Origin of the sequence: Streptomyces doebereineriae (assembly GCF_031845645.1) — a bacterium.
GTDB lineage: Bacteria > Actinomycetota > Actinomycetes > Streptomycetales > Streptomycetaceae > Streptomyces > Streptomyces canus.
On the sequence record NZ_JAVREZ010000007.1, the window covers coordinates 313709 to 326522 of the forward strand.

12 protein-coding genes are annotated in these 12814 nt (G+C 68.9%); 7 read left to right on the plus strand and 5 right to left on the minus strand.

The features are described 5' to 3' along the window. The first annotated feature begins 82 nt into the window (after positions 1-82). From ccrA to pssA, 7 genes are all read left to right on the plus strand, one after another. A complete protein-coding gene (gene ccrA, locus RNB18_RS22365; protein WP_311716024.1) occupies positions 83-1420 on the plus strand; it encodes a crotonyl-CoA carboxylase/reductase in 1338 nt (445 codons plus the stop codon). A 17-nt stretch (positions 1421-1437) separates the two neighbouring features. After that, complete coding sequence (locus tag RNB18_RS22370) at positions 1438-3486, plus strand: protein meaA (RefSeq protein WP_311715873.1); 2049 nt, start codon at positions 1438-1440, stop codon at positions 3484-3486. Further along, the gene (locus tag RNB18_RS22375) at positions 3483-4442 is read left to right on the plus strand and encodes an HpcH/HpaI aldolase/citrate lyase family protein (RefSeq protein WP_311715874.1); all 960 of its coding nucleotides are present in this window, start codon (positions 3483-3485) and stop codon (positions 4440-4442) included. Before RNB18_RS22370 ends, RNB18_RS22375 begins: the two co-directional genes overlap by 4 nt. 15 nt (positions 4443-4457) lie before the next feature. Beyond that, positions 4458-4985, plus strand: a complete 528-nt coding sequence (locus tag RNB18_RS22380; protein ID WP_311715875.1) for a MaoC family dehydratase — start codon at positions 4458-4460, stop codon at positions 4983-4985. 2 nt (positions 4986-4987) lie between these two features. Further along, positions 4988-6193, plus strand: coding sequence for an acyl-CoA dehydrogenase family protein (locus tag RNB18_RS22385; RefSeq protein WP_266509947.1), 1206 nt, complete (start codon positions 4988-4990; stop codon positions 6191-6193). A gap of 170 nt (positions 6194-6363) precedes the next feature. Beyond that, positions 6364-7020, plus strand: a complete 657-nt coding sequence (locus tag RNB18_RS22390; protein WP_037706416.1) for a phosphatidylserine decarboxylase — start codon at positions 6364-6366, stop codon at positions 7018-7020. A gap of 22 nt (positions 7021-7042) precedes the next feature. After that, complete coding sequence (gene pssA, locus RNB18_RS22395) at positions 7043-7861, plus strand: CDP-diacylglycerol--serine O-phosphatidyltransferase (protein ID WP_057608271.1); 819 nt, start codon at positions 7043-7045, stop codon at positions 7859-7861. 81 nt (positions 7862-7942) lie between these two features. Here the strand turns inward: pssA and RNB18_RS22400 are convergent, their stop codons facing one another. From RNB18_RS22400 to RNB18_RS22420, 5 genes are read right to left on the minus strand one after another with little or no spacing between them, the layout of a single operon-like run. Then, positions 7943-9211, minus strand: a complete 1269-nt coding sequence (locus tag RNB18_RS22400) for an ABC transporter substrate-binding protein (protein ID WP_311715876.1) — start codon at positions 9209-9211, stop codon at positions 7943-7945. Continuing rightward, complete coding sequence (locus tag RNB18_RS22405) at positions 9208-10305, minus strand: branched-chain amino acid ABC transporter permease (protein WP_311715878.1); 1098 nt, start codon at positions 10303-10305, stop codon at positions 9208-9210. The genes RNB18_RS22400 and RNB18_RS22405 overlap by 4 nt, the downstream gene beginning before the upstream one ends. Next, positions 10298-11188 carry a branched-chain amino acid ABC transporter permease gene (locus RNB18_RS22410; RefSeq protein WP_311715879.1) on the minus strand — a complete coding sequence of 297 codons (891 nt, stop codon included), beginning with the start codon at positions 11186-11188 and terminating at the stop codon, positions 10298-10300. Before RNB18_RS22410 ends, RNB18_RS22405 begins: the two co-directional genes overlap by 8 nt. After that, positions 11185-11949: an ABC transporter ATP-binding protein gene (locus tag RNB18_RS22415; RefSeq protein WP_311715880.1), complete on the minus strand. Its 765-nt coding sequence runs from the start codon at positions 11947-11949 to the stop codon at positions 11185-11187. The genes RNB18_RS22410 and RNB18_RS22415 overlap by 4 nt, the downstream gene beginning before the upstream one ends. Positions 11950-11954: 5 nt before the next feature. Then, on the minus strand, positions 11955-12749 hold the full coding sequence (locus tag RNB18_RS22420; protein WP_311715881.1) for an ABC transporter ATP-binding protein: 795 nt from the start codon (positions 12747-12749) through the stop codon (positions 11955-11957). Between the last annotated feature and the right edge of the window lie 65 nt (positions 12750-12814).

Genomic DNA, 12814 nt, shown 5'->3' on the forward strand with positions numbered 1-12814 from the left:
CATGACCGCCGAACCGACGGCACCGACGTAACCCTCAGCGTCTCCCCTCAAGACGCCATTCGCCGGAGGCAACACCGTGACCGTGAAGGAAATCCTGGACGCGATCCAGTCGCCGGACTCGACTCCGGCCGACTTCGCCGCCCTGCCGCTCCCCGAGTCGTACCGCGCCATCACCGTCCACAAGGACGAGACGGAGATGTTCGCGGGCCTGCAGACCCGCGACAAGGACCCGCGCAAGTCGATCCACCTCGACGACGTGCCGGTGCCCGAGCTCGGCCCGGGCGAGGCCCTGGTCGCCGTCATGGCATCGAGTGTCAACTACAACTCGGTGTGGACCTCGATCTTCGAGCCGCTGTCGACCTTCGGGTTCCTGGAGCGCTACGGCCGCACCAACGACCTGGCCAAGCGGCACGACCTGCCGTACCACATCATCGGCTCCGACCTCGCGGGCGTCGTCCTGCGCACCGGCCCGGGCGTCAACGCCTGGAAGCCCGGCGACGAGGTCGTCGCGCACTGTCTCTCGGTCGAGATGGAGTCCTCGGACGGCCACAACGACACGATGCTCGACCCCGAGCAGCGCATCTGGGGCTTCGAGACCAACTTCGGCGGCCTCGCGGAGGTCGCGCTGGTCAAGTCCAACCAGCTGATGCCGAAGCCGGGCCACCTCAGCTGGGAGGAGGCCGCCGCCCCGGGGCTCGTGAACTCCACCGCCTACCGGCAGCTCGTCTCCCGCAACGGCGCCGCCATGAAGCAGGGCGACAACGTCCTGATCTGGGGTGCGAGCGGCGGACTCGGCTCGTACGCCACGCAGTTCGCGCTGGCCGGAGGCGCCAATCCGATCTGTGTCGTCTCCAGCGACCAGAAGGCGGACATCTGCCGCTCGATGGGCGCCGAGGCGATCATCGACCGCAACGCCGAGGACTACAAGTTCTGGAAGGACGAGACCACCCAGGACCCGAAGGAGTGGAAGCGCTTCGGCAAGCGCATCCGCGAACTCACCGGCGGCGAGGACATCGACATCGTCTTCGAGCACCCCGGCCGCGAGACCTTCGGCGCGAGTGTCTTCGTCACCCGCAAGGGCGGCACGATCACCACCTGCGCCTCGACCTCGGGCTACATGCACGAGTACGACAACCGCTACCTGTGGATGTCCCTGAAGCGGATCATCGGCTCGCACTTCGCCAACTACCGCGAGGCCTGGGAGGCCAACCGGCTCATCGCGAAGGGCAAGATCCACCCGACGCTGTCGAAGGTCTACTCCCTGGAGGAGACCGGCCAGGCGGCCTACGACGTGCACCGCAACCTCCACCAGGGCAAGGTCGGCGTGCTGTGCCTGGCCCCCGAGGCAGGTCTCGGCGTGCGCGACGAGGAGATGCGCGCCAAGCACATCGACGCCATCAACCGCTTCCGCAACATCTGAGACACCCGGGGTCATAGATGACTGAGCGTCAGAACGCCAACGGGGCAAGGGAGAAGGACCGGCCGTGGCTCATGCGCACGTACGCCGGTCACTCCACGGCCGAGGCGTCCAACGAGCTGTACCGGCGCAACCTCGCCAAGGGCCAGACCGGTCTGTCGGTCGCGTTCGACCTGCCGACGCAGACCGGCTACGACTCCGACCACATCCTCGCCCGCGGCGAGGTCGGCCGGGTCGGCGTGCCGATCGCGCACCTCGGTGACATGCGCCGGCTGTTCCAGGACATCCCCTTGGAGCAGATGAACACCTCGATGACGATCAACGCCACCGCCATGTGGCTGCTGGCGCTCTACCAGGTCGTCGCCGAGGAGCAGGGCGCGGACATCACCCAGCTCCAGGGCACGACCCAGAACGACATCGTCAAGGAGTACCTGTCCCGCGGGACGCACGTCTTCCCGCCGGGGCCGAGCCTCCGTCTGACGACCGACATGATCGCGTACACGGTCTCCCACATCCCGAAGTGGAACCCGATCAACATCTGCAGTTACCACCTGCAGGAGGCGGGCGCCACACCGGTCCAGGAGATCGCGTACGCGATGTCGACGGCGATCGCGGTCCTGGACGCCGTCCGGGACTCCGGCCAGGTGCCGCAGGAGCGCATGGGCGATGTCGTCGGCCGTATCTCCTTCTTCGTGAACGCGGGCGTCCGGTTCATCGAGGAGATGTGCAAGATGCGCGCCTTCGGCCGTATCTGGGACAAGGTCACGCGTGAGCGCTACGGCATCGAGAACCCCAAGCACCGGCGCTTCCGGTACGGCGTCCAGGTCAACTCCCTCGGGCTGACCGAGGCGCAGCCGGAGAACAACGTCCAGCGGATCGTGCTCGAGATGCTGGCCGTGACCCTCTCGAAGGACGCACGCGCGCGTGCCGTCCAGTTGCCGGCCTGGAACGAGGCCCTCGGTCTCCCCCGGCCCTGGGACCAGCAGTGGTCGCTGCGGATGCAGCAGGTGCTGGCCTACGAGAGCGACCTGCTGGAGTACGCGGACATCTTCGAGGGCTCGCACGTCGTCGAGGCGAAGGTCTCCACGCTCGTCGAGGAGTCCCTCGCGGAGATCGATCGGATCCAGGAGATGGGTGGCGCGATGGCCGCCGTCGAGTCGGGCTATCTGAAGTCGCAGCTCGTCTCCTCGCACGCCGAGCGCCGGGCCCGTATCGAGTCCGGGCAGGAGAAGATCATCGGCGTCAACATCTTCGAGACGACCGAGCCGAACCCGCTGACGGCCGACCTGGACACCGCGATCCAGACGGTGGACCCGGCCGTCGAGGCCCGGGTCATCTCGGGGCTCCAGCACTGGCGCGACACCCGCTACCAGCCGCCTTTCAACCATCCGCGCCCCTGCAAGGCCCTGGAGAGGCTGAAGGAGGCCGCCAAGGGGACCGCCAACCTCATGGAGGCCACCCTGGAGTGCGCCCGCGCCGGGGTCACGACCGGCGAGTGGGCCGGGGCGCTGCGCGAGGTGTTCGGCGAGTTCCGCGCCCCGACCGGCGTGTCGTCGGCGCCGGTGGCGGTCCCGGCGGAGGAGGGCTCGGCCATGGCCGACGTCCGCCGCAGGGTCGACGTGACCGCGAAGGACATGGGCGTCGGCAAGCTGCGCTTCCTGGTCGGCAAGCCGGGCCTGGACGGGCACTCCAACGGCGCCGAGCAGATAGCCGTACGCGCGCGGGACGCCGGCTTCGAGGTGGTGTACCAGGGCATCCGGCTCACCCCCGAGCAGATCGTGGACGCGGCCCTCGCCGAGGACGTGCACGCGGTCGGCCTGTCCATCCTGTCCGGCTCGCACGCGCAGCTGGTGCCGGACGTGCTCGAGAGGCTGCATGTGGCAGGCGCCACAGATGTACCTGTCATCGCCGGTGGGATCATCCCCAATGGAGACGCCGAACAGCTCAGGGCTGCCGGCGTGGCCGCGGTCTTCACCCCGAAGGACTTCGACATCACCGGAATCATCGGCCGCATCGTCGACGAGATCCGGAAAGCGAACAAGCTCGACCCCCTGGAGGTCCCCGCATGACCGTCAACCGTCTGCGTCCCCGCCGCTCGTGTCTCGCGGTGCCGGGAAGCAACCCCCGCTTCCTGGAGAAGGCGCAGGGCCTCCCGGCGGACCAGGTCTTCCTCGACCTGGAGGACGCGTGCGCCCCGCTCGCCAAGCCCGAGGCGCGGCACACCATCGTCAAGTTCCTCAACGAGGGCGACTGGACCGGCAAGACGAGGGTCGTGCGCGTCAACGACTGGACGACCGAGTGGACGTACCGCGATGTCGTCACGGTCGTCGAGGGGGCCGGCCAGAACCTCGACTGCATCATGCTGCCGAAGGTGCAGACCGCCGAGCAGGTCGTCGCGCTCGACCTCCTGCTGACCCAGATCGAGAAGACGATGGGCTTCGAGGTCGGCAAGATCGGCATCGAGGCGCAGATCGAGAACGCACAGGGCCTCAACAACGTCAACGAGATCGCGACGGCGTCCCCCCGCGTCGAGACGATCATCTTCGGCCCGGCCGACTTCATGGCGTCGATCAACATGAAGTCGCTGGTCGTGGGTGAGCAGCCGCCCGGCTACCCGGCGGACGCCTACCACTACATCCTGATGAAGATCCTGATGGCCGCCCGCGCCAACAACCTCCAGGCGATCGACGGCCCCTACCTGCAGATCCGCAACGTCGACGGCTACCGCGAGGTCGCCCAGCGCGCCGCGGCCCTCGGTTTCGACGGCAAGTGGGTGCTGCACCCGGGCCAGGTCGAGGCGTCCAACGAGATCTTCTCGCCCTCGCAGGAGGACTACGACCACGCCGAGCTGATCCTGGACGCGTACGAGTACTACACGTCCGAGGCGGGCGGCAAGAAGGGCTCGGCGATGATCGGCGACGAGATGATCGACGAGGCCAGCCGCAAGATGGCGCTGGTCATCTCCGGCAAGGGCCGTGCGGCCGGCATGCAGCGCACGTCCAAGTTCGAGATCCCCGACAACTAAGGAGCGCTGAGCGCGATGCAGTTCGGACGCACCTACGAGGAGTTCGAGGTCGGGGCGGTCTACAAGCACTGGCCCGGGAAGACGGTCACGGAGTACGACGACCATCTCTTCTGTCTCCTGACCATGAATCACCACCCGCTCCACATGGACAGCAATTACGCGGAGAAGACGACCGACTTCGGCAAGAACGTCGTGGTCGGGAACTACATCTACTCCCTGCTGCTCGGCATGTCCGTGCCGGACGTCTCCGGCAAGGCGATCGCCAACCTGGAGATCGAGTCACTCAGGCACGTGGCGCCGACCTTCCACGGCGACACGATCTACGGCGAGACGACCGTGCTCGACAAGTGGCCTTCCAAGTCGAAGAACGACCGCGGGATCGTGTACGTCGAGACCAAGGGCTACAAGCAGGACGGCACGCTGGTCTGCGTGTTCCGCCGCAAGGTCATGGTCCCCACCGAGACCTACATCAAGGAGCGCGGCGGCGAGCAGCCCGGCCGCCCCGAGCTCACCGCACCTGCGGAAAAGAACACGGAGAAGTAGTCATGGCGCGACTCGCCCAGACCGCCGGTCTGACCGACATCCAGCAGGAGATCCTCTCCACCGTCCGCGACTTCGTGGACAAGGAGATCATCCCGGTCGCCACCGAGCTGGAACACCGCGACGAGTACCCGCAGCAGATCGTCGACGGGCTCAAGGAGTTGGGCCTGTTCGGGCTGATGATCCCCGAGGAGTACGGCGGTCTGGGCGAGTCCCTCCTGACGTACGCGCTGTGTGTGGAGGAGATCGCCCGCGGCTGGATGTCGGTCTCCGGCATCATCAACACCCACTTCATCGTGGCGTACATGCTCAAGCAGCACGGCACTCAGGAGCAGAAGGACCACTTCCTGCCGAGGATGGCGGCCGGCGACATCCGCGGAGCCTTCTCGATGTCGGAGCCGGCGCTCGGCTCGGACGTGTCCGCCATCACGTCCAAGGCGGTCAAGGACGGCGACGAGTACGTCCTGAACGGTCAGAAGATGTGGCTGACGAACGGTGGAACGTCAAGTCTGGTCGCCGTTCTCGTCCGAAGTGATGAAGGACACCCTGAGGGCACCGCGCCCCACAAGTCGATGACGACCTTCCTGATCGAGAAGGAGCCCGGCTTCGGAGAGGTCCGCCCCGGCCTCACCATCCCCGGGAAGATCGACAAGATGGGCTACAAGGGGGTCGACACCACCGAGATGATCATGGATGGCCTGCGACTTCCGGCCAACCGTGTGCTCGGCGGGGCCACCGGCCGAGGTTTTTACCAAATGATGGACGGAGTCGAGGTGGGCCGCGTCAACGTGGCGGCGCGTGGCTGCGGCGTCGCTCAGCGTGCCTTCGAGCTGGGCGTCTCGTACGCCCAGCAGCGTCACACCTTCGGCAAGCCGATCGCTCAGCACCAGGCGATTCAGTTCAAGCTGGCCGAGATGGCTACCAAGGTCGAGGCCGCGCATGCGATGATGGTCAACGCGGCACGCAAAAAGGACTCCGGTGAGCGAAACGACCTTGAGGCAGGGATGGCGAAGTACCTCGCCTCCGAGTACTGCAAGGAGGTCGTGGAGGACGCCTTCCGGATCCACGGCGGCTACGGCTTCTCCAAGGAGTACGAGATCGAGCGCCTCTACCGTGAGGCTCCGATGCTGCTGATCGGTGAAGGTACCGCCGAGATCCAGAAAATGATCATCGGTCGCAGGCTGCTCGAAGAGTATCGGTTCCAGGGCTAGATGTCCGGATACGGGGTGTTTTCTTGGAGAAGAAGATCACACCCCGTCAAGTCGGTTCAGCCGCCGACTCGGCTTCCTGGCTTGCCCAGTTGTGGCCCACGACCGGTACGATCCCGGAAAGCCGCCGTCCCCCGTCTAGTGCGCGGCATCATCCGCTACGAAGGTCATCCATGCCCCACAGCCAAACCTCTGCACCTCGCGACAGCCTGGCAGGCGTACGCCTCGCGCGCGGAGCATCGCCGTGGCTCCTCCCGACCGTCGCCACCGCAGCACTGAGCCTGGTACGCGCGCGCAAGTCCGGCGCCGCCAAGGCCGTCGCCGTGCCCGCCACCGCGCTGGCGGCGGGCATGCTGTGGTTCTTCCGCGACCCCGAGCGCGAGATCGCCCCGGGCCGGGTCATCTCGCCCGCCGACGGTGTGGTGCAGAGCATCATGCCGTGGAAGGACGGTCGCACCCGGGTCGCGATCTTCATGAGCCCGCTCAACGTCCACGTCAACCGCGCGCCGCTCTCCGGCACGGTGACCTCGGTCGAGCACATCCCCGGCGGGTTCGTTCCGGCGTTCAACAAGGAGAGCGAGAACAACGAGCGCGTCGTCTGGCACTTCGACACCGAACTCGGTGACATCGAAATGATCCAGATCGCCGGCGCGGTGGCCCGCCGCATCGTTCCCTACATCCCGCAGGGCACGAAGGTCGAGCAGGGCGACCGCATCGGTCTGATCCGCTTCGGCTCGCGCGTCGACATCTACCTGCCGGAGGGCGTGGAGGTCGCGGTCGAGGTCGGCCAGAAGACGGTGGCTGGGGTGACTCGCATTGACCGTGATTGATCCTGAGACCCAGGCGGGCTGGGTGCCCGAGGCCGACGAGGTCGACGACGAGGAGGAGATGCCTCTTTCTCTCCGCCTCTCAATAGCGGACACCCTCACCCTCGGCAACGCCACGTGCGGCTTCATGGCGGTGTACTTCACCACCACCGGCATCCTGATCCCGCACCTGACCGACAGCCAGGAGACCGGCATGGCGCGCAACAGCGCGGCCACCGCCGTCATCCTGATGCTCTGCGCGGCGGTCTTCGACCTGTTCGACGGCCTGGTGGCGCGCAAGCTGCGTTCGTCGCCGATGGGTGCGGAGCTGGACAACCTCTCGGACCTGATCAGCTTCGGTCTCGCGCCGGCGTACTTCGTCCTCGTCTACGGCATGGTGGCGGACGACGCGTCGCAGCGGGTGGCCGCGGTCGGAGCGGTGGTGGTACTGCTCGCGGTGGTGCTGAGACTCGCGCGGTTCTCCTGTGTGACGGTGAAGGACGGCACCTTCCAGGGCATGCCCTCGCCGTTCGGCGCGCTGACAGTGGTCTCGATCGTCCTGCTGGAGCTCCCCTTCGTGGCGACGCTCCTGGCGATCCTGGGCACCGCCTGGCTGATGGTGAGCCGGGTCGAGTACCCGAAGCCGCGGGGCCGCCTCGCGGTCGCGATGCTCTCCTGGATCGTCCTCGGGATGGGCCTCCTCGCGGCCTGGGCGTTCGGCGCCCCGGGCGGCCAGCTCCTCCTCCAGACGGGCTGCGCCCTCCAGCTGGTCATGGGCGCGGTGATCCCCCTGTTCGCCACGGCCCGCCGGGTGAACAACTTCCGAGGCAACCGGCGCGAGGCCCGCGCGGCCCAGCTGCCGTAAGGCTCCGCCGTCGCACTTCCGAGGGCCCGAACCGACACCGGTTCGGGCCCTCGCTGGTGTGACCGGCTTACTGCCGCCGCCTCACGCCCCCGGCGTATACCCCTCCGCCACCTCGGACGCCCCCGCCTCCCGTACGACCTTCATGCCGCCCGTCACGCTCTTGTCCGGCTGGAGGATCACGCTCTCGCGAGAGGACGGGGCCTTGGGGTCGGTGAAGTTCTGGGCGACGCCGAAGCCGATGTCGTAGGAGTCGATCGACAACAGGGCCTTGTCGACGCCCTCCCTGGTGAGGTCCTTGTTCGCGCAGGCCTTCTTCAGTGCCTCGCCGAAGGCCGACACGGCGGTCCAGCCGGCGACGATGCCGTTGTCCAGGGCGTCGTTCGGGTAAGCGGCCCCGTAGTCGGCCACGAGCTTCTTCGCCTCCGGGGTGTCCGCGCCGATGGGGAGCGAGGGCGAGGCGACGTAGTAGTTCTTCGTCAGGGCCGGGCCGGCCTGGGTGGCCAGGAGCTGCGGCGCGAAGGCCGAGTTGTTGCCGATGACCGGTACGGCGAAGCCGCTCGCCGCCGCCACCCCCACCAGCGAAGCCGCCTGCCGCGGGCCCGCGCTGATCACGATCGCCTTGACGCCGGCCTGTTTGAGGGCGGTGACCTGGGCGGTCATGTCGTTGTCGGTCGGCTTGATCTTCTGCTCGACGACGGTGAGACCGGCCTCTTTCGCGATGTGCTTGGAGCCGACCAGGGCGCTCTCGCCGTAATCGCCCTCGAAATACACATGGCCGATCTTGTCCCCCTTCTTCACCCCTTTCTCCTTGATCAGGAAGTCCACCGCGTTGATCGTCTCGATGTCGTAGGTGGATCCGATGACCCGGATGTACGGGCTGCCGAGCAGCGCGGCCGACCAGGCCTGCGGGAGCACCAGCGCCTTGTCCTGGCCGTCGATCCGCTGCTTGACCGCCGCGACGAACGGTGAGCCGATGAACTGCGCGAAGCCCAGCACCTTCGGCTCCAGCTCGGTGTAGCCGGAGACGGCCTTCTGCGGGTCGTAGCCGTGGTCGCGGACCGAGAGGGCCACCTTGTAGCCGCAGACCCCTCCGGCGGCGTTCAGCTGCTTCACGTACAGCTGCTGGGCCTGCGTGACGCTCTTGCCGAGGGTCGCGTAGACGCCGGTCATGTCGGTGAGCGCGCCCAGCGTGATCGTCTTGCCGGAGATGCCCTCCCCGGTCTTGACCCCGCCGGCCGCCTTGTCACCGTCCCCGTCGTCGGAGTCCTTGGCCTTGGAACTGCATCCGGCCAGCACCAGCAGTGCGGCGAGCGCGCCCGCGGTGGCCCTGGCGGCGTACCTCGTGGTCATCGTTCCTCCCCTGGATGGATCTCCCCTGAACGGGGTCTGACGTGACGCCGGGCGGCCGCCCCGACCAGGCCGCCGGGCAGGAACAGCACCACCAGTACGACGGCGGCGCCGTAGAGGTACCGGGATGCCTCGCCCGGTGCGATCCCGCCCGTGCCGGGGGCGGAGACCAGGGGCAGCGCATCGCTGTAGCGGGTCAGCAGCTGCGGCAGCAGGGACACGAACACGGCCCCCGCCACCGCCCCGGAGACGGAACCGAGCCCGCCGATGACGATCATCGCGAGGTACTCGAGCGAGAGCGTGATGCCGAAGTAGTCGGGCACCGTGCGCTGGAAGACCAGCGCGAGCAGTACGCCCGCGAGGCCCGCGTACATCGACGACAGCACGAAGACCGCGGCCCGGTGCCGGGCGACCGGCACGCCCAGCACACCGGCGGCGATGCGGTGGTCACGGATCGCGTTCATGGCCCGGCCGGGACGGCCACGCAGCACCCCGCGTGCGAACAGCGCGCCGGCCGCCAGCAGGACCAGGCCCGCGTACCAGAGCTTCTCAGCCGACCCGAACGGCACGGCGGCGACGAGGAGTTCGCGGTCGTCGAAGGTGAGGCCGAACAGGCTCAGCGGCGGTACGTCACGGCCGTTGGCGCCGCCGGTCAGGTCGTGGGCGTTGAACATCACGTGCTGGCCGATGAAGACGAGCGCGAGTGTGGCGATGCCCAGGTAGGCGCCGCTGAGGCGGCCCGAGATGGGGCTGAACAGCCCGCCCGCGGCGCCCGCGACCAGCACCGCGAGCACGGCCGCGAGCCAGGTCGGCAGCCCGAGCCCGGTCAGCCCGTGGCCGCCGTCCGCCGCGAACACGCAGTAGCCGTAGGCGCCGACGGCGAGGAAGAAGGCGTGCCCCATGGAGAGCTGGCCGGTCGCCCCGGTGAGGAGGTTGATGCCGATCGCGCCGATCGCGGCGGCCATCGCGAACAGGCCCGCCTGGAGCCAGAACCGGTCCAGGTAGAAGGGCAGGGCCAGCAGGACCACTCCCCCGGCGGCCCAGAGGTACGTACGGGAGCGGACCAGTCGCAGCGGCTTCACCAGGACCTCAGACACGGGCGAGCTCCTTCGTGCCGAACAGCCCGGCGGGCCGCATGAGCAGGATCGCGACCATCACGAGGTAGGGCGCGAGGTCTCCCAGCCCCCGTCCCAGGAAGGTCAGATCGCTCTGGTAGCCGGTCGCGAGGGACTCCGTGACGCCGACCAGCAGCCCGCCCACCAGCGCGCCCGTCGTCGAGTCAAGGCCGCCGAGGATGGCCGCGGGAAACGCCTTCAGCGCGGCCAGCGAGGTCGCCCGCTCCAGCCCCGGCGTCGGGAACACGGTCAGGAACAGGGCGGCCACGGCGGCGAGTCCGCCGGCCACCGCCCACGCACCCATCGACACCCGCCCCAGCTGGACCCCCATCAGCGCGGCCGTCTCCGCGCTCTCCGCCGCCGCCCGCATCGCCACGCCCCACGATGTGTACCGGAAGGCCAGCAGGAACGCCGTGATGAGCAGCGCGGCGGCCACGAACGCGGCGATCCGGGTGTGGGCCAGCGAGATCGGCCCGATCCTCAGCACGGCGTCGCCCCACGGGTCGCCGAGCGTCAGCACGTCCGTGCCGATACGGCGGGTCAGCTCGGTCGTGAGGAGGATGTCGACGCCGATGGTGACGATGGCCAGGACGCTGTGGTCGGTGCCCCGGTACCGCCGCATCACCAGGAACTCCACGGCGGCACCGACCAGCGCGGCACCCGCGATCCCGGCGAGCAGCGCGGGCCAGAAACCGATGTCGTCGTGGAGGACCGCGGTGACGTATCCGCCCGCCAGCAGCAGCGAGGCGTGGGCGAAGTTGACGACCTCGGTGGCCCGGAAGATCACCACGAAGCCGAGCGCGATGAGCGCGTACACCGACCCCAGCGAGAGGCCGTTCAGGAGGATTTCGGCGAAGGTGCTCATGACGCGGCCCCCAAGTACGCCTGTACGACGGCCGGATCGTTCTGTACGTCGGCGGGGGCGCCGTCGGCGATCCGGCGCCCGAAGTCCAGTACGGTCACCGCGTCCGCGAGCCGCATCACCACCCCCATGTCGTGTTCCACCAGCACGATCGAGATGCCGAGGGAGTCGCGCACACCCGCGATCACGGCGGCTGTCCGGCGTCGTTCGTCGGCGGTCATGCCGGCGACCGGCTCGTCGAGGAGCAGCAGGCGCGGTTCCATGCAGAGCGCGCGGGCGAGTTCGGCGAGCTTCTGCTGTCCGTACGGGAGAGAGCCCGCGGGCCGTGCCAGGCAGTCCGCGATGCCGACGAACTCGGCGATCTCCCGGACGCGTTCGCGGTGCCGGCGTTCCTCGCGGACCGCCGACGGCAGCCGGAGTCCCGCGGCGAGGAAGCCGGTCCGGGTGAGCCGGTGGCGGCCGAGGAGCAGACAGTCCTCGACCGAGGCCCGGGGCGGCAGCGCGAGGTTCTGGAAGATGCGGGCGACACCGAGGGCGGCGATGCGGTGCGAGGGCATGCCGGTCAGCTCGTGCGCGCCGAAGCGGACGCTGCCCGCGGTGGCCCGGTAGACGCCGGACAGGACGTTGAAGCAGGTGGACTTTCCGGCGCCGTTGGGGCCGATGAGGGCGTGGACGGTGCCGGGGCGCACGGTGAAGCCGACCTCGTCGAGGGCGGTGAGTCCGGCGAACCGGACGGTCAGCCCCCGCACTTCCAGGGAGTCCATCGCCGTCACCCCTCCCACCGGGCCAGGGTCCGGTCCGTCGCCTGTTCCGCGTCGGCCGCCGCGTCCTCGTCGACCACCCCGAGGTAGCGGCGGCGCACCTCGTCGGAGGCGGACAGTTCCGCGGCCGGGCCCGAGAGGGTGACCTCGCCGACTTCGAGGACGTACGCGCGCGTGGCGAGCCGCAGGGCGAGGGCCGCGTTCTGTTCGACGAGGAGGACCGAAGTGCCCTGGGTGTTGATCTCCCGGACGGTGTCGGCGATCCGCCGGGCCATGAGCGGGGCGAGGCCGAGGGAGGGTTCGTCGAGGAGGAGCACACGAGGGGTGGCCATCAGGGCGCGGGCGACCGCGAGCATCTGCTGTTCGCCGCCGGAGAGGAGTCCGGCGCGCTGGCCCGCGCGTTCGGCGAGTACGGGGAACAGTTCGTGGACGCGGGCCAGGGCCGCGGACCGGCCGGATCCGGTGCCGCCGAGGGCGCCCGCGCGCAGGTTGTCGGCGACCGTCATGCGCGCGAACACCCGTCGCCCCTCGGGTACCTGGCAGACGCCGGCGGCGACCACCCGGTCCGGGCTCAGCCCGTCGAGGCGGCGGCCGTCCAGGGTGACCGTGCCCTCGGTGACCGCGCCGCCGTGGAAGGAGAGGGTCCGGCTGATCGCGCGCAGGAGCGTGGACTTTCCCGCGCCGTTGGCGCCGAGCACCGTCACCACGGCCCCCTCGGGCACCTCGAGGGACACCCGGCGCAGGGCCCGCACGGGGCCGTATCCGACCGACAGGTCGTGGACGACCAGTCCGGATCCGGTCATGGACTCCCCCTTGTCGCACTCGGTGTGGCGCTCACCCCAGCACCGCCGCGGGCGTCCGTCCACGG

What these genes read in the sequence shown, in the direction of transcription:
- RNB18_RS22370 (WP_311715873.1), top strand. Translation starts at nt 1,438, where the DNA reads ATGACTGAGCGTCAGAACGCCAACGGGGCAAGGGAGAAGGACCGGCCG.
- RNB18_RS22375 (WP_311715874.1), top strand. Translation starts at nt 3,483, where the DNA reads ATGACCGTCAACCGTCTGCGTCCCCGCCGCTCGTGTCTCGCGGTGCCG.
- RNB18_RS22380 (WP_311715875.1), top strand. Translation starts at nt 4,458, where the DNA reads ATGCAGTTCGGACGCACCTACGAGGAGTTCGAGGTCGGGGCGGTCTAC.
- RNB18_RS22385 (WP_266509947.1), top strand. Translation starts at nt 4,988, where the DNA reads ATGGCGCGACTCGCCCAGACCGCCGGTCTGACCGACATCCAGCAGGAG.
- RNB18_RS22390 (WP_037706416.1), top strand. Translation starts at nt 6,364, where the DNA reads ATGCCCCACAGCCAAACCTCTGCACCTCGCGACAGCCTGGCAGGCGTA.
- RNB18_RS22400 (WP_311715876.1), bottom strand. Translation starts at nt 9,211, where the DNA reads ATGACCACGAGGTACGCCGCCAGGGCCACCGCGGGCGCGCTCGCCGCA.
- RNB18_RS22410 (WP_311715879.1), bottom strand. Translation starts at nt 11,188, where the DNA reads ATGAGCACCTTCGCCGAAATCCTCCTGAACGGCCTCTCGCTGGGGTCG.
- RNB18_RS22415 (WP_311715880.1), bottom strand. Translation starts at nt 11,949, where the DNA reads ATGGACTCCCTGGAAGTGCGGGGGCTGACCGTCCGGTTCGCCGGACTC.
- RNB18_RS22420 (WP_311715881.1), bottom strand. Translation starts at nt 12,749, where the DNA reads ATGACCGGATCCGGACTGGTCGTCCACGACCTGTCGGTCGGATACGGC.